Raw genomic sequence first — 15,830 nt, forward strand, 5'->3', positions numbered from 1 at the left:
TGCAGGGGCGCCCGGGTGTTACGCAGAAGGAGCACCACACATGGCCGACTCGTCGTTCGACATCGTCAGCAAGGTCGACCGCCAGGAGGTCGACAACGCGCTGAACCAGGCCGCCAAGGAGATCTCGCAGCGGTACGACTTCAAGAACGTCGGCGCATCGATCACCTGGAGCGGCGAGAGCATCGTCCTCGTCGCCAACTCGTCGGAGCGCGTGCTCGCCGTCCTCGACGTCTTCGAGACCAAGCTGGTCAAGCGCGGCATCTCGCTCAAGGCGCTCGAGCTCGGCGACCGCGAGCCCAAGCCGTCCGGCAAGGAGTACCGCCTCGCGGCGACCCTCAAGGAGGGCCTGGCGGGGGAGTCCGCCAAGAAGGTCACCAAGATCATCCGCGAGGAGGGCCCCAAGGGCGTCAAGACGCAGATCACGGGTGACGAGGTCCGGGTGACCAGCAAGTCGCGCGACCAGCTCCAGGAGGTGCAGAGCCTGCTCAAGGGTTCGGACCTGGACTTCGCGCTGCAGTTCACGAACTACCGCTGACGGCGGGTGGACGGGCGGTCACCGGGAGTCCGGTGGCCGCCCGTCCGGCCTGTCGCGAGGACTCTGCACGATCCGATGCCTATGCCGTGAGGCGATCCGCCTCGGCCAGCAGCAGCTCGCCGAACGGCTGAAAGCCGATGCTGCACGCGTAGACGCCGCTGAAGACTCGGTGGATGGTTCCCCATTCCCAGATGGCGGTGGCTTCCACGCCCGTGCGAGATGCCAGCCGCTCGGTCCGCGCGCAGAGGTCATCGCCGAGGTCCGGGTTGCAGCGCACGATGGTGCCGAGGTCGCACGCCGGTTCGGCTCGCAGCCCGGCTGGATCGATGAGCTTGTAGCTGCCGTCACTCGCCTGCAGGGCGTTCATCTCGTGGATGTCACCGTGGACCAGAACTGCGGACCGGTCGTCGTGGGCGAGGCGACGACGATTCATGCATTCCAGCGCGCCCGCCACGGTGGCCGGAGAACACGGTCGCCCTGCCTGCTCCCACAGTGCCGGCAGCCGGTCGGCGTACCGCTCAGCCAGGTTCGCGCCGGTTGGTAGGTCGACGTCGGGACCGATCGGACGCCACAGACGAACCGCCACATCGCACAGCAGGTTGTGGCGGCTGACAGGATCGGCCACGACGTCGTACATCGGAGTCCCGAGGCGCTCCAGCAGAAGAGCCCGTCGATCCGCGTCCTCGCCCAGCAGCCTGGCGCAGCCCACTCCGTCCGCAAGGCGCAGCAGCTTGGCCTCCGGCCCGATGTCCCGACCTGGCACACCGATCTTGAGGACCGCCGGAGTTCCGTCAGCCTGTGTCACCTCGACGACCAGGGCGACGTGACCGCCCGCGAGGCTGGCGCCGATTCTCAGGGACCACTCGTGGGCCAGTGAGTTGACCACACCTGGCAGCTCGTCCAGCCAGGATTCGTTCCCGTCGGCAATGACCGTCCTGCGGACCTGTTCAGGAATGTCGAGGCGCACCCCGCCAACCTAGCCCGGTGACTCCGGCCCGGGTGATGGCGCGTCTCAGTCGCGCGCCCCGAGCTCCACCGCCAGCTCCATGCAGCGCAGCCGGGCCGGGGAGAAGTCGTAGGGCATCTTCCCGACGGCCTCGAACGCGCTCATGGACCGTGGCTCGCTGCCTGAGGTCGGGTCGGCGTCCCAGGACTCGAAGAGCGCGTCGTCGCGCTCGTCCAGCCCGGCCTCCTCCATGGCGGCCCCCAGGACTCGTTCGAACGCGTGCCGTTCGGCGGCCACCCGGGCCACCCGGGGGTCGTCGACGGCGACCGTGTCGTCCAGCGCCTCCTCGGCGGCGTCGACCCGGTCGGACTCCGCCCGCAGCTCCGGGTCGCCGGCCAGGACGAGGAACCGGCCGGCCTGCACCGCCGCGCCCAGCGGCCCGAAGATCCGCTCGGTGACCAGCAGGGTGTCCAGGTCCGCCTGGCGCAGGGCGCCCTCGGGCAGGTCCGCGAGGCGACTGGTGACGACGTCGGACAGCAGGCCCGCCCGGCTGCCCTGGGTGCGCATCCGCTGCACGGCCGCCCGCTGCCGGCGCAGCTCTGCCTCCTGGGCGACCAGGGTCTCGTCCAGCCGTTCCAGGACGGCCGCGATGCCGTCGTCGTCGGGCCCGGCAGGGGCGGAGCCGAAGGCGTCGCGGATGTCGTCGAGCGCGATCCCGGCGTCCGCCATCCGGCGGATCCACAGCAGCCGGATCATGTCCTCGTAGCCGTAGCGGCGCCGGTCGTCGCCGCCCCGCTCGGGCTCGGGGAGCAGGCCGATCTCGTGGTAGTGCCTGATCGCGCGCGGCGTCGTGCCGGCGAAGGCGGCGGCGTCACCGATCTTGACCTGGCGCGGCGGGACGAAGGACGGGTGCATGGGTGGAGCCTTCCTCGACGGGGGACGTAGGTCCACCGGACCACATCCCGCTACGTGAGGTGCAACTCCGGTCACCCGAGGGCCGGCGTGGGCGAGAACTCGCGCAGCTCCTCGCGGCCGCCGCGGACGACGAGGCACGTGGACTCCGGCACCTCTCGCCAGGCTCCGCGCAGGTCCCCGAGCGGCTCGGACACCACGAGCCGGGCGTCGTCGGAGATCCCGTGCAGCACGGGGTTGTCGGGGTACTGGTGGCGGAGCGTCGAGACGTCGGTGCTGTGGAACAGCGACCGGGACTCGCCCATGCTGGAGTACCGGAACGCCCACGTGGTCTCGCCGTCGGTGGTGGCCACCGTCATCTGGATCGGGTGCTCGACGCCGTGGCGTCGCCCCGTCTCCTCGATGAGGCCGACGGCGCGGGCCACCGCCCCGGGTGGGTCCTCCTGGAGCCCGAACGTGAGGGCCAGGTAGAAGAACAGCTCGGAGTCCGTCGACCCCTCGATGCCCGGGTAGAGGGCGGGATCGACGGCCAGCATCAGGTCGCGTTTCACCGCCGGGAAGTCGGCGATGCCCCCGTTGTGCATCCAGAGCCAGCGGCCGTGCCGGAACGGGTGGCAGTTGGCCTGCTGCACGTCCGTGCCGGTCGAGGCCCGGATGTGGGCGAAGACCCGCCCGGCGGCCGCGTGGGCCGAGATCTCCCGCAGGTTGCGGTCGTTCCAGGCCGGCTCGGTGCTGTGGTAGATCCCTGGTTCCTCCAGGGCGCCGTACCAGCCGACGCCGAAGCCGTCACCGTTGATGGTCTCCGCGCCCAGCCGGGAGTGCCTGCTCTGCACCACCAGAGAGTTCTCCGGCTTGTAGAGCAGATCCTCCAGGAGCACGGGCGATCCTGAGTACGCGAGCCAACGACACATCTCGACCTCACTCTCGGGGCCAGCATGCGCCGGGGGCCGCCGCCGCGCGTCATCCGAATCGGGTGAGGCCGGACGGGCGACGGGTCGCCGGCACGACGTCCGGCCGTGACGGCGACCCGACCGGTCAGCCGACGCTCACCGGCTCCGCGACGCGGTCGGCGTCCGACGCCGCGGCGGGCGCCGGGTGCCCGAGCGACAGCCCCTGGCCGCGCCGGCGGAACAGCAGCGCGGACAGCACCGCGCCGACCGCGAAGAACCCGGCGCCCCACCAGTACGCGGTCGAGTAGCTGGCGATCGCGGCCTGGCCGGCGACCGCCTCGGTGACCGGCGCGTGGGCAGCGAGGTAGTCGGCCGCCGCGGTGGCGGCCAGCGTGTTGAGCAGCGCGGTGCCGATCGAGCCGCCCACCTGCTGGCTCGTGTTCACCATGGCCGAGGCGACGCCGGCGAACTCCCGGTCCACGCCCAGCGTGGCGGTCTGCATGGAGGCGGGCATGATCGTGCCCATCGCGAACCCGATGACCATCAGGCCGGGCATGACGTGGCCGACGTACGTGCTCGAGGCGTCCAGGAACGTCAGGTCGATCATGCCGATCGCCCCCAGGGTCATACCGATCGGCACGAGCAGCTTGGGCCCAAAACGCGGCACGAGCAGGTTGGTGCCGAGCTGGGCGGCGAGGATCAGCATGCCGATCATGGGCAGGAACGCCAGGCCCGTGCGGATCGGCGTGTAGCCGAGCGTGAGCTGCAGGTAGTACGTGACGAAGAGGAAGATGCCGAACATGCCGGCGCCGGCGATCAGCACCGAGAGGTACGCGGCGCCCCGGTTCCGGTCGAGCACGATCCTCAGCGGCAGCAGGGGGTGCGCCGCGCGCGTCTGCCAGAAGGCGAAGGCCACGAGCAGCACGCCGGCCGCGGTGAGCAGGCCCCAGGTCAGGGGCGCGTCCCAGCCGCCGGTCTCGGCGTTGGAGAAGCCGTAGACGAGCCCGAACAGCGCGCCGGAGACCAGCAGCGTGCCCGGCACGTCCAGCTTCGGCCGCGGGCCGCTGCGGGCGACGCGCGGGATGAACATCGACGCGCCGACCAGGGCGACCGCGGCGATGAGCACGTTGATGTAGAGGTTCCAGCGCCAGTCGAGCGACTCGGTCAGCACGCCGCCCAGCAGCAGCCCGACGGCGCCGCCGGCCCCGGCGATGGCGCCGAAGACGCCGAACGCGCGGGCGCGTTCCCGGGGGACGGTGAAGGTGGTGGTGAGCACGGCGAGGGCCGTGGGGGCCAGCAGCGCGCCAAAGGCGCCCTGGAGTGCACGGGCGGCCACGAGCAGCTCGAAGGAGCCCGCGGCGCCGCCCAGGGCCGAGGCGAGGGCGAACCCGATGAGCCCGACGACGAAGGTGCGCTTGCGGCCGATGAGGTCGGAGAGGCGCCCGCCGAGCAGGAGCAGGCTCGCGAACGTGAGGGAGTAAGCGGTGATGACCCACTGGCGCTGGCCGTCCGAGAAGCCGAGGTCGGCCTGGGCGGAGGGGAGGGCGATGTTCACGACGGTCGCGTCGAGCACGACCATCAGCTGGGCGAGCCCGACCACGACGAGCGTGATCCAGCGACGACGGTCCGTCGCGGGGGTTGAAGTCTGGGACATGTCTCGCAGCATATACGGAACTATCGAGTTCCGGATACCGTTGGTTCAGTATTAACCCGAAGGTAAGGTCGGACAGTGCAGCGAGGAGGGCGACAGCGATGACGGATGTCCAGCAGACCGAGGCAAAGCCCCGGCTCGGACGCAAGAGGGACCACACCCGCGACCCCGAGATCCTGGACGCCGCGCTCGAGGTGCTGTCCGAGTCCGGCTACGACGGCATGACCATCGACATGGTGGCCACCCGCGCCAAGGCCGGGAAGGCGACCGTCTACCGCCGGTGGTCGTCCAAGGCCGAGCTCGTGCTCGACGCCGTCGCGTGCATGAAGCAGGGCGAGATCGACCTCGACGACCTGCCGGACACCGGGACCCTGCGCGGCGACCTCGTCGCGATGATCCGGACGCCGAGCATCCGCGACGGCGAGCGCAAGCTCAAGGTGATGGCCGGGATCGTGTCGATGATCGCGCGCAGCCCCGAGCTGGCCGCCGCCGCGCAGGAGGCGCTCGTCGAGCCGCGCGCCACGGTCAACCGCATCTTCTTCCGCCGCGCCATCGAGCGCGGCGAGGTCCCGGCCGACATCGACGTCGAGAAGCTCTGCATCATCGGCCCCGCGCTCGTCGCCTACAGCGTGCTCATGCTGGGCCGGCCCGTCGACCGCGACTTCCTGATCTCGAACATCGACCAGGTCATCCTGCCCGCCGCCGGCGTCCGGGCCGAGCCATGACCGGCCTGCCCCGGGTCGTCGCGACCGACCTCGACGGCACGCTCCTGCGCAGCGACGGCAAGGTCTCCGACCGCACCCGCCAGGTCCTCGCCGACCTGGACGCCGCTGGCGTCGAGGTCGTCTTCGTCACCGCCCGGCCCCCGCGCTGGCTCGACCACCTCGCCGACACCGTGGGCGGCCACGGCCGTGTCATCTGCATCGGCGGGGCGTGCGTGCTCGACCTCGCCACCGGCGAGACCCTCGAGACCTGCGGTTTCGACGACGACGCCGTGCGCGCCGTCGTGACCGGCATCCGCACCGCGCTGCCCCACGCCGCCCTCGCCTTCGAGCGGCCCGACGGCGTCGCGTTCGACCCGGCCTACCCGAAGCGTGAGCCCGCGCTGGACCCCGGCCTCTGGTCGGTGCCGGTCGAGGAGACGCTCGGCGCTCGCGGCCCGGTGTCCAAGATCCTGGCGCTCGACCCTGCGCGCATACCGCCGCCGGGCATCCTCCTGGACCCGCCGGAGGACATCCGGCTGGCGCAGGAGGAGTTCTTCACCGCCGTCCGCGCCGCCGTGGGGGAGTACGCGCACCTGGCGTACTCCGGCGCCGTCGGCCTGGCCGAGCTCATGCCGCCCGGCGTCGACAAGGCCGCCGCGCTCGCCCGCTGGTGCACGCGCCTCGGCGTCGACGCCGCCGACGTCTGGGCCTTCGGCGACATGCCCAACGACCTGCCGATGCTCACGTGGGCGGGCCGCGGCATCGCGGTGGCCAACGCCCACGCGGACGTGCTGGCCTGCGCGGACGCCGTCGTCGGGCACCACGACGCCGACGGCGTGGCCGAGGAGCTCGCGACCCTGCTCGCCCGCGGCCTGGACCGCGCCTAGGCCGGCTCGTCCAGCAGCGGGCTGAGGTGGCGCGTGCCCAGGGCGCGCGTCGCCTGCCTCGCGCCCGCCTTGAGGCACTCCGCGGTGCCCGCGCCGCCCAGGTGCGCCGCGAAGAACCCGGCGAAGAACGCGTCCCCGGCGCCGTTGGTGTCCACCACCTCGGTGGGCTCCGCCGGCGTCTCGAACCAGCCGTCCGCCGTGCGCGCCACGGCGCCCCGCGCGCCGAGCGTGCACACCACCGTGCTCGCGCCCCGCTCCAGCAGGGTCGTCATGAGCGCGCGGTGGTCGTCCGTGCCGTCGTCGTTGAGGAAGACGAACGAGCACGCGTCGGCGAACGGCCGGTGGAACTCGGCCACGCCGTCGTAGTCGTGCAGGTCCGTCCAGAGCGTGGCACCGCCCGCCACGGCGGCCGGCAGCAGGGCCTGCCCGACGGCGCTCAGGTCCAGCACCACGTGCTCCGCGGCCGCCACGCGTGCGACTGCCGCGGGGTCCGGCTCCGGCGACGCCTCGGGCACCGCGAGGTAGATCGAGAGGCGCTCGCCGGCGTCGGTCATCAGGTTCAGGTGCTGCTCCGACGGCCCGGCCACGCGCCGCGCGAGCACCTCCGCGCCCCGCGCGTGCCCGAGCGCCTGCAGGATCAGGTCCGCCTCGGGATCCGTCCCGACGTCGGCCACGAGCGTGCTCGCCACGCCGAGGTCGGCCAGGTTCAGGATCTTGCCGGCGCTCGTCCCGCCCAGCGTGCGCACCGACCCGCGCGCGAACAGCGTGTGCGGGCGCGGGTCGGGCAGGCGGTCGAGCCGGACCATCGTGTTCCAGGTCGCGGGCCCGGCCACGACGGTGCGAGGAGAGTTCATGCGCACACCCTCCCATCAGCGGAAGGAGTCAGGGGAGCAGCAGCACGTGCGCGCCGGCGACCGTGGCCGGGTCGCTCATCATGTCGACGGCCACGATGTGCCCGTCGTGCACGACCACCGCGAACAGGCCGAGTGGCGTGCCGCCCGGCGCGTACGCGAACCCCACGGAGCCGTCGATGAGTGCGGGCACCGCTGCGCCCGCCCGGCCGCGGAACGCCTCGGCCACGGCCGCGGCCCCGCGCACCTCGCGGGCCAGCAGGGGAGCGCCGCGGTCCGCGGCCTCGGCCGCCGCCGCGAGGGCGGCCTGGTCGGCGCGCAGCACCACGTCCGGCGCGAGCACGGCCAGCAGTCCCGCGAGGTCGCCCGTGCGGGACGCCAGGAGAAACGCCTCGACCACCTGCCGGTCCGTCTTTCCCGGGGCGGCGGCGCGGGAGCCGGCGTCGTCCGCCGCGTCCTCACCGGCGGCGTGCTGCGCCCCGGGTCCGGACTGCACCCGGCGCCGTCCGCGGCTCGCCAGCTGGCGAGACGCCGCGACCGAGCGGCCCAGCACGGGGGCGATCTGCTCGTACGGCACGGCGAACAGGTCGTGCAGCACGAACGCGAGGCGCTCGGCCGGGTCGAGGCTCTCCAGCACCACCTGCATCGCCACCCCGACGACGTCGGCCAGCTCGGCCTCGCGCACCGGGTCGGGAGAGGCGTCGTCCAGGATCTCCGGCGCGACGTCGTCGGGGGCACCCGACGGCAGCGGGTCCTCGCGGCGCGTGTTCCGGGAGCGGAGCATGTCGAGGCAGATCCGGCCGGTCACCGTGGTCAGCCAGCCGGCGAGGTTGTCGATGCCCTCGTCGCCGGTGCGGCTCAGGCGCAGCCAGGCCTCCTGCAGCGCGTCGTCGGCGTCGTCGGGGTTGCCGAGCATCCGGTAGGCCACCGCCCGCAGGCGGGGCCGGTGCTGCTCGAAGGTGCGGGCGAGGTCGTCGGGGGTCATCTGTCACATCCTCGTTCGGGGGTTCGTCATCGGTGTGACGGCGCGCAGGGCGCCGATGTGACTGGCCGGAACCCGGCCACGACGAGAGGACCGCGATGACCACCGAGACCACCGCTCAGGAACTGGCCCAGCACCTCGACCTCCAGGCATCCGGCACCCCCCACCTGCGGACGGTGACGCCCCGTGCGAAGAACCCGGCGCTGCTGGTGCCGGGCGCCCTGAAGGCGCTTCCTGAGCTGGGGAAGCTCGCCCACGGCCAGGGTGTCCCCGCGACCACCCTCGAGCTGGTGCACCTGCGCGTCAGCCAGATCAACGGCTGCGGTTGGTGCATCGAGTACGGCATGCGCCAGGCCCGCAAGGCCGGCGAGTCGGAGGACCGTCTGGCGTCCGTCGCCGCCTGGCGCGAGTCGCCCTACCTCAGCGAGGCCGAGTGCGCGGCGATCGAGCTCGCCGAGGCGATGACCCGCCTCGCGGACAGCGCGGAGGGCGTGCCGGACGCCGTCTGGGACCGCGCCGCCGAGCACTGGGACGAGAAGGCGCTCGCGGCACTCGTGCTGCACGTCGGCGTCACCAACCTGTTCAACCGCCTCAACGTCACGACCCGCCAGGTCCCGGGCACCTGGTGACTCCGTGACCGCTGGTCGAGCTTGTCGAGACCCCCGGCCCCGACAAGCTCGACCGGCGTCAGCCCCGCCCGAGGCGCGGCGCCTTACGGGCCTGCCGGACGCCGTCGACCGTGAGCAGGATCAGCGCGACCCACACCAGCGCGAACCCGGCCCAGCGGGCCGGCGGCATGTGCTCCCCGAACACCAGCAGCCCCACGAGGAACTGCAGCACCGGCGCGAGGTACTGCAGCATGCCGACCACGGACAGCGGCAGCCGCCGGGCGGCGGCGCCGAACAGGAGCAGCGGCAGGGCGGTCACGATGCCGGCCGACATCAGCAGCAGCGCGTGCCCGGTGCCCTCGCTCGTGAACGTGCCCGCGCTGCCCAGCCAGAGCAGGTAGGCCAGCGCGAACGGGGTGGCGACCGCCGTCTCGACGGCCAGGCCGGGCAGGGCCGCGACGGTGCGGCCCACGCGGTTCTTCACGAGCCCGTAGAGGCCGAAGGAGAGCGCGAGGGTCAGCGAGATCCAGGGCAGCCCACCCAGCCCCGTGGACAGCACGACGACGGACGCGGCGCCGCACGCGATCGCGATCCACTGCACGGGCCGCAGGCGTTCGCGCAGCACCAGCACGCCGAGCAGCACGGTGACGATGGGGTTGATGAAGTAGCCCAGGGCGGCGTCGAGCACGCGGTCGCTGAGGACGGCGTACACGTACACGACCCAGTTGACGACGATCAGGGCCGCCGCGACGGCGAACGTGCCCAGGATGCGCGGCGACCGCAGCGCCGTGCGGAAGTCGCCGAGCTGGCGCAGCGCGGCGAGCGCGATCAGGCAGAAGAGCAGGCTCCACACGATGCGGTGCGCCACGATCTCCAGGGGGCCGGCCGGCTCCAGGAGCGGGAAGAACAGCGGCATCCCGCCCCAGAGCAGGTAGGCGCCGATGCCGAGGGGGAGCCCCCAGCGATCCTGTTGTTGTGTCACGGCGTCACCATAGAACTCGCGCGCTCGTGCGGGTCGCGAACGGGCTGTGGGGCTCGTCACCAGGCCGGACCCGATTTCGATTTCTCGCCGGGGCCTCGTGGGGGCTATGGTTGGCACCGTTCACGGCTGGTTGCCCGAGCGGCCAAAGGGATCTGACTGTAAATCAGACGGCTCAGCCTTCGGGGGTTCGAATCCCTCACCAGCCACGTGAAGCAAACAGGGCGTGACCGACATCGTTGGTCACGCCCTGTTTCGTTGTCGGGTTCGTGCCGGTGCGGCCGGGCTGCGCGTCTGCGTGGCCGAGGTCGTACGCGGGTCCTGGCCCTGGTTTCTGGCCCAACCGCAGGGTCCGGACCGGGCTCGCGACCTGCGCGGCGCACCTCACACCCGATTCGATTTCACGCCAGGCCGGAGGGCATGTAGAGTCTTCCTCGCCGCCCCGATAGCTCAGTCGGCAGAGCGTCTCCATGGTAAGGAGAAGGTCAAGGGTTCGATTCCCTTTCGGGGCTCTGTGATCGACGCGGGGTCGTACGCCTACCTCACCGGCTAGCCGGTGGGGAGCAACGGCGGACGGCCTCGCGTTCAGTCACGCGCGGCGGGGTAGCTCAGCTGGTCAGAGCGCACGACTCATAATCGTGAGGTCGCGGGTTCGAGCCCCGCCCTCGCTACCAAGCAAGTACATCCGCCCGGCACCCTTTTGCCGGGCGACGAGAAGACACATGGCGCCTCCCTCTCGAGGCGCGGAGGTGAGAGCCATGGCAAGCAAGAGCGCGGATGTCCGCCCGAAGATCACGCTGGCGTGCGTGGACTGCAAGGAGCGGAACTACATCACGAAGAAGAACCGGCGGAACGACCCGGACCGCCTGGAGCTGGCGAAGTTCTGCCCGCGCTGCGGCAAGCACACGTCGCACCGCGAGACCCGCTGAGTCTCTCGTAGCTTCACACCGACGTGGCGAACGCTGATTTCGAGGGCCGGTCCTACCCGGCCAACGCTCCCTACTCCGTAGGCCCCGAGAAGATCCGCGAGTTCGCTGTTGCCGTCGGTGCCACGCACCCCGCGCACCACGATCTCGTGGCGGCGCGGGGTTCTGGCTATCCGGACCTTGTCGCCCCGCCCACGTTCGCCGTGGTCGTGGCGCAGCGCGCGGAGTCGCAGTACATCAGCGACCCCGAGGCGCAGATCGACTTCACGCGCGTGGTCCACGCGGACGAGCGCTTCACGCACCACCGCCCGATCGTCGCCGGCGACGAGCTCACGACGGTGCTGCACGTGGACCGCGTCGTCGTCCGCGGGGCGATCAGCATGGTGACCACGCGCTGCGAGATCTACGCGATGCCCCAGCACGTCGAGGTGCCCTCGCCCGAGGCCGAGGGCCCCGGCGAGCACGTCGCCACCGTCGTCTCCACGCTGGCCATCCGAGGTGAGGACGCATGAGCCGCCCCGACATCGCGACGCTCGCCGTCGGCGACGTGATCGGCAGCCGCACCGTCACCTTCGACCGCGCGGCCCTCGTCCGGTACGCGGGCGCCAGCGGCGACCTGAACCCGATCCACTGGAACGACAAGTTCGCCGTGGGCGCGGGCCTGCCCGGCGTCATCGCGCACGGCATGCTCACCATGGGCAGCGTCGTCGGCCTGGTCGTGGACTGGGCGGGCGACCCGGGTGCCGTCGTCGACTACCAGACGCGGTTCACCAAGCCCGTCGAGGTGCCCAACCCGGGCACCGCCCAGGTCGACGTCGTGGGCACGGTCGGCGTGGTCGACGCCGAGGCCGGAACGGTCCGCGTGGACCTCGTCGTCACGGTCGACGGCGGCAAGGTCCTGGGCCGCACCCAGGTGCTCGTCCGCCTCTGACGCCCTTCGGCGCCCGACGGCGCCCCGGTCGCCCCGTGCGGCGGCCGCCCCGCGAACAGTTCGTCGGGGTAACCAATTTTTAACCCTTAAACCCTTCCTCATGCGTACCCGCATCAGGTGTGATGCTCTCGTCCGGAGTTGTACGGACCCGACGAGAGGAATTCCGCGTGACGTCTCGACGACGTATCACAGCCCTGGCCACCGCGGCCGGGGTGCTCTTTCCGCTCATCCCGCTCTCCGCGGCCGCCGCCGGTGCGGCGACCGCCTCTCCCGCAGCGGCACCGCGCGCCGACGACGTCGTGGCGTGCGCCCCGGTGCTGGCCGCGGGCTCGCTCGACGAGGCGTTCGGCGCGGCCGCCGAGGCCACGGGGGTGCCCGAGGACCTGCTCAAGGCAGTGTCGTACCTGGAGTCCCGCTGGGACCAGCACGCGGGCCAGGCCAGCGCCGACGGCGGCTACGGCGTGTTCAACCTGGAGGCCGGCCCGGCGCTCGGCCACGCGCACGGCGAGGGCCTGCCGCTCTCCGCCGTGACCGACAAGGCGGGCCCGGCCCGCGAGGGCACCGCCGAGCTGACCCGGGCCGCCGCGCTGACCGGCCTCGACGAGGCCACGCTGAAGTCCGACGCGCAGGCGAACGTCTGCGGCGGCGCGGCCCTCCTGGCGTCGTACCAGGCCCAGGCGGAGCGCGACGGCGCCGCGGCGACGCCCGCCGCCCAGGCCGACGCCGCCAAGGCCGACGACCTGACCGCCTGGGAGGACGCGGTGTCCCGCATGAGCGACATCGAAGGCTTCGCGGCCGGCGTCTTCACGACGCTGCGGCGTGGCGCGGGCACCACGACCCCCGCGGACGGTCCGGTGATCCTCACCGGCAACCCGGACGTCGTCGTGCCGAAGGCTCGGGCGACGAGCGACCCCGGGGCGGACTGTCCCGCCGACCTGGGCTGCGAGTGGCTCCCCGCCCCGTACGAGAAGGCCTCCGCGGACGACCCGGACGGCACCGGGGACTACGGCAACCACGACCAGGCCGACCGCACGGGCGCGGGCGGCCCGTCGATCGACTACATCCTGATCCACGACACCGAGACGGCCTACCAGCCGTCGGTCAACCTGGTGCAGGACCCGACCTATCTGGCCTGGAACTACACCCTGCGGTCCTCCGACGGGCACGTGGCCAATCACCTCGACCCGGCCGACGTCGGCTGGCACGCGGGCAACTGGTTCATGAACATGCACTCGATCGGCCTCGAGCACGAGGGCTGGGCCGGCACGGGCTCCTGGTACACGGAGGCGATGTACCAGTCCTCGGCCGCGCTGGTGCGGTACCTCGCGGAGGAGCACGACATCCCGCTCGACCGCGCCCACGTCATCGGGCACGACCAGGTGCCGGGCATCCTGCCGGGCTACACCAAGAACGTGCACTGGGACCCGGGCCCCTACTGGGACTGGGACCACTACTTCGAGCTGCTGGGCGCGCCCATCGGCGGCGACCTGGAGGCGACGACGGACGTCGCGCCGGGCGACGTCGTCGAGGTGCGCACGGGCTACGCCGACAACCCCAACACGGTGACGGGCTGCGAGGAGGCGTCGCCGACCTCGGGCGACTGCGTCGAGGGCGCGGGGACCAACTTCCGCTACCTGTACCAGGAGCCCTCCCAGGACGCCGCGCTGGCGAAGGACCCGGGCTGGAAGCCGGACGGCGCCGACGGCACCACCTACGCGAGCGACGTGAGCGCGCGCGTGCAGTCGGGGCACAAGCTCGTCGTCGACCGGGTCGAGGGCGACTGGCTCGGCGTGTGGTGGGCCGGTGCGCTGGTCTGGCTGCACAACCCTGCCGACCGGCCGGTCGTGGTGCCGACGACGGCGCAGACGATCACCGTCGCGGGTGACGCCCCGGCGCCGGTGTTCGGCCGGGCCTACCCGGAGGCGGCCGCCTACGAGGCGCACCCGGACGTGCCGGTGCAGGAGGTCACCCCGATCGAGTACACGGTCGGCGTCGGGCAGACGTACGCCGTGTCCGACGACGACGTGGCCGCCGACTACTACCGGGCCGCCACCTTCGACGGCTCGGGGCCGGGCGACCGCACGGTCGTGCGCGGCGACGACGTCTACTACCAGGTGTGGCTGGCGCACCGGCACGTGTACGTCAACGCGGCCGACGTCGAGCTCCACGACCCGGTGGTCGCGGACGTGGCGGGGCCGTCGATCGAGGGCAAGGCCAAGGCAGGTCGCTTCCTGACCGCCGATCCCGGGTCGTACCTGCCGGGCGACGTCGACGTGGCCTACCGGTGGCTGCGCGACGGCGAGCCGGTGCGCTGGGCGACCGGCAGCCGGTACCTGGTGACAGGCCGCGACCGCGGCGCGGAGCTGACGGTCGAGGTGACGGTCTCCGCGGACGGGTACACGTCGGCGTCGTACACCTCGGAGCCGCGGCGCGTGGCGGGCCGCTGACGGGGAGCTGATACGCACGCGGGGTGCGTTGCGCGCAGTAGACGATGTCTACCGTGCGCAACGCACCCCGCGTGCGTACGTTCTGCCCGCGCCCGGCCGGACGGCCAGGGCGACCCGGCTCACCAGTTCGGGGTGACCCCCGGCAGGTTGCGCGGCAGCTTCACGTCCTTCGGGTGGTAGACGTACGTGAGGCCGTCGGTCGAGGTCTGCCAGACCCGCTCGAAGTTCTCCCGCGTGTACACGACGCGGACGGCGTCGTTGGTCGCCCCGTGCGGGTCGTTCAGGATCGGGTCGCCGTCGGCGGTGAACCCGCGCAGCACCACGAGGTGCCCGTCCGTCTCGTACCCGGCCTCCGGCATCTCCTCGGCCTCGAAGTTGATCGAGAAGACCAGCGGGATGCCGGCCGCGACGAACTTCTCGGCCTCCGCGAGCGAGCGCAGCCGGGTCACGAACGACTCCAGGCCGAACGTGCTCGCGTAGGCGGCGTTGAACGGCCAGTTGCCGGCGCCCTCGTACGTGTAGTCCCAGGTGTTCATCGCGGCGTAGTCGACCTGCGGGTCGCCGTTCGGGGCCTCGATGCCCTCCAGCTCCTCGGCCGGCACCTCGCGCCCGTAGGAGTAGATCACCATCGTCGACGACGTCGGTGAGCACCACACCTGGCCGCCGCCGCCGAACTCGGGGTACTCGCCGCGGTGGATGTTCTGGCTGTACTGCGGCACGTCGAGCGACACCTCGCGCCCGAGCGTGAAGTCGCTCGTACCCGTGTAGTGCGTGTCGGGCAGGTACTCGTTCGTCATCGTGCTCACGGAGTCGAGCCGCGGGGAGACCCGCGTGCCCTCGGGCCGGTACAGCGTGGCCCGGGTCTGGAACGCCTCCGGCTCGTTGCCGGACTTCGCGACGAACGTGTCCGTGAACAGGTACGCGTCGTCGTCGGTCTGGCCGTTCACGGAGGTGCGGTGGATGTCGCCGACGCCGCCGTCGGCGGGAGCGAACTCGTCGTCCGAGGCCCAGCGGCCCATGACGAACCACTTGGTCCAGGTCCCGTCGGCCTTGCGGCCGCGGAACTCGATCTCGACCCAGGTGCCCGTGGGCGTCTTCGCGTTCCACGAGCTCACGGACTCGTCGATGGCGTACCCGGTCTCGACCACCGGCGAGGTCCACCGGCCGGTCTCGTAGCTGACGGGCGTGCCGTCACCGAACGGGTCGGTGTACTCGACGATCTCCCCGCCGCCCCGCAGCACCAGCCCGCCGTGCGCGCCCGGCCGCAGGTTGGAGCTCTCGCCCGCGCGGAAGTCCCGCACACCGTCCCACGCGGTCAGCGTGATCTGGTTGTCCGACGCCGCCGTGCCCTGCCCTGCCGCCTCCGTCGCCGGAGCGGCGCTCGCCGCGATCCCCGCCTGCGTCACGAGCGCTCCTGTCGTCACCAGTGCCAATGCCGTCTTGCGCAGTCTTCCCCGTGTCGACACGCCTGTCTCCCTGTCTCCGGGCCCCTCTTTGATGAGCGGGCCGTGGACCCTACCTATCAGAGCGAGGGCCAGGACAGTAGCAAATTAGGCGTCAGCCGAAAGCGCGTCGTGCGCA

At 72.1% G+C, this 15,830-nt stretch carries 16 protein-coding genes and 3 tRNA genes; 11 read left to right on the forward strand and 8 right to left on the reverse strand.

The annotated features are described in order from the left end of the window. The first annotated feature begins 40 nt into the window (after positions 1-40). Positions 41-535: a YajQ family cyclic di-GMP-binding protein gene (locus tag H291_RS0116250; protein ID WP_020016069.1), complete on the forward strand. Its 495-nt coding sequence runs from the start codon at positions 41-43 to the stop codon at positions 533-535. Between the two features lie 79 nt (positions 536-614). Here the strand turns inward: H291_RS0116250 and H291_RS0116255 are convergent, their stop codons facing one another. The 4 genes from H291_RS0116255 to H291_RS0116270 form a co-directional block, all read right to left on the reverse strand. Beyond that, the gene (locus H291_RS0116255; protein ID WP_020016070.1) at positions 615-1,502 is read right to left on the reverse strand and encodes an aminoglycoside phosphotransferase family protein; all 888 of its coding nucleotides are present in this window, start codon (positions 1,500-1,502) and stop codon (positions 615-617) included. A gap of 45 nt (positions 1,503-1,547) precedes the next feature. Then, positions 1,548-2,396, reverse strand: coding sequence for a MerR family transcriptional regulator (locus H291_RS0116260; protein ID WP_020016071.1), 849 nt, complete (start codon positions 2,394-2,396; stop codon positions 1,548-1,550). A gap of 71 nt (positions 2,397-2,467) precedes the next feature. Then, a complete protein-coding gene (locus H291_RS0116265; protein ID WP_051109507.1) occupies positions 2,468-3,304 on the reverse strand; it encodes a class II glutamine amidotransferase in 837 nt (278 codons plus the stop codon). 124 nt (positions 3,305-3,428) lie between these two features. Then, positions 3,429-4,937, reverse strand: a complete 1,509-nt coding sequence (locus H291_RS0116270) for an MFS transporter (RefSeq protein ID WP_051109532.1) — start codon at positions 4,935-4,937, stop codon at positions 3,429-3,431. Between the two features lie 98 nt (positions 4,938-5,035). On the opposite strand from H291_RS0116270, the gene H291_RS0116275 reads away from it, so the two are divergent. Beyond that, entirely contained in the window at positions 5,036-5,659 is a 624-nt protein-coding gene (locus H291_RS0116275; RefSeq protein ID WP_020016074.1) for a TetR/AcrR family transcriptional regulator, read from the forward strand. Continuing rightward, on the forward strand, positions 5,656-6,525 hold the full coding sequence (locus H291_RS0116280) for an HAD family hydrolase (RefSeq protein WP_020016075.1): 870 nt from the start codon (positions 5,656-5,658) through the stop codon (positions 6,523-6,525). Before H291_RS0116275 ends, H291_RS0116280 begins: the two co-directional genes overlap by 4 nt. On the opposite strand, the gene H291_RS0116285 is transcribed toward H291_RS0116280, so the two are convergent. Both H291_RS0116285 and H291_RS0116290 read right to left on the reverse strand, forming a co-directional pair. Further along, the gene (locus H291_RS0116285; RefSeq protein ID WP_026365825.1) at positions 6,522-7,379 is read right to left on the reverse strand and encodes a carbohydrate kinase family protein; all 858 of its coding nucleotides are present in this window, start codon (positions 7,377-7,379) and stop codon (positions 6,522-6,524) included. The two genes, H291_RS0116280 and H291_RS0116285, sit on opposite strands and share 4 nt — an antisense overlap. Positions 7,380-7,407: 28 nt before the next feature. Then, positions 7,408-8,361: a sigma-70 family RNA polymerase sigma factor gene (locus H291_RS0116290; RefSeq protein WP_020016077.1), complete on the reverse strand. Its 954-nt coding sequence runs from the start codon at positions 8,359-8,361 to the stop codon at positions 7,408-7,410. A 95-nt stretch (positions 8,362-8,456) separates the two neighbouring features. On the opposite strand from H291_RS0116290, the gene H291_RS0116295 reads away from it, so the two are divergent. Next, positions 8,457-8,987, forward strand: a complete 531-nt coding sequence (locus tag H291_RS0116295; protein ID WP_020016078.1) for a carboxymuconolactone decarboxylase family protein — start codon at positions 8,457-8,459, stop codon at positions 8,985-8,987. 58 nt (positions 8,988-9,045) lie between these two features. Here the strand turns inward: H291_RS0116295 and rarD are convergent, their stop codons facing one another. Beyond that, positions 9,046-9,948 carry an EamA family transporter RarD gene (gene rarD / locus H291_RS0116300; protein WP_020016079.1) on the reverse strand — a complete coding sequence of 301 codons (903 nt, stop codon included), beginning with the start codon at positions 9,946-9,948 and terminating at the stop codon, positions 9,046-9,048. A 124-nt stretch (positions 9,949-10,072) separates the two neighbouring features. On the opposite strand from rarD, the gene H291_RS0116305 reads away from it, so the two are divergent. From H291_RS0116305 to H291_RS30465, 7 genes are all read left to right on the forward strand, one after another. Beyond that, a tRNA-Tyr gene (locus H291_RS0116305) sits at positions 10,073-10,154 on the forward strand. A 230-nt stretch (positions 10,155-10,384) separates the two neighbouring features. Next, a tRNA-Thr gene (locus tag H291_RS0116310) sits at positions 10,385-10,457 on the forward strand. Positions 10,458-10,542: 85 nt separating this feature from the next. Beyond that, positions 10,543-10,619, forward strand: a tRNA-Met gene (locus H291_RS0116315). 84 nt (positions 10,620-10,703) lie between these two features. Continuing rightward, positions 10,704-10,874 (forward strand): 50S ribosomal protein L33, encoded by a 171-nt coding sequence (gene rpmG / locus H291_RS0116320; protein ID WP_013837798.1) that lies wholly within the window; start codon positions 10,704-10,706, stop codon positions 10,872-10,874. 23 nt (positions 10,875-10,897) lie between these two features. Then, positions 10,898-11,383 (forward strand): FAS1-like dehydratase domain-containing protein, encoded by a 486-nt coding sequence (locus tag H291_RS0116325; RefSeq protein ID WP_020016080.1) that lies wholly within the window; start codon positions 10,898-10,900, stop codon positions 11,381-11,383. Next, positions 11,380-11,802: a MaoC/PaaZ C-terminal domain-containing protein gene (locus tag H291_RS0116330; RefSeq protein ID WP_020016081.1), complete on the forward strand. Its 423-nt coding sequence runs from the start codon at positions 11,380-11,382 to the stop codon at positions 11,800-11,802. Before H291_RS0116325 ends, H291_RS0116330 begins: the two co-directional genes overlap by 4 nt. 167 nt (positions 11,803-11,969) lie before the next feature. Further along, on the forward strand, positions 11,970-14,249 hold the full coding sequence (locus H291_RS30465; RefSeq protein WP_157237096.1) for an N-acetylmuramoyl-L-alanine amidase: 2,280 nt from the start codon (positions 11,970-11,972) through the stop codon (positions 14,247-14,249). 119 nt (positions 14,250-14,368) lie between these two features. On the opposite strand, the gene H291_RS0116340 is transcribed toward H291_RS30465, so the two are convergent. Continuing rightward, positions 14,369-15,655 (reverse strand): C39 family peptidase, encoded by a 1,287-nt coding sequence (locus tag H291_RS0116340; protein WP_020016083.1) that lies wholly within the window; start codon positions 15,653-15,655, stop codon positions 14,369-14,371. Between the last annotated feature and the right edge of the window lie 175 nt (positions 15,656-15,830).

It is taken from the genome of Promicromonospora sukumoe 327MFSha3.1 (genome assembly GCF_000385135.1).
GTDB lineage: Bacteria > Actinomycetota > Actinomycetes > Actinomycetales > Cellulomonadaceae > Promicromonospora > Promicromonospora sukumoe_B.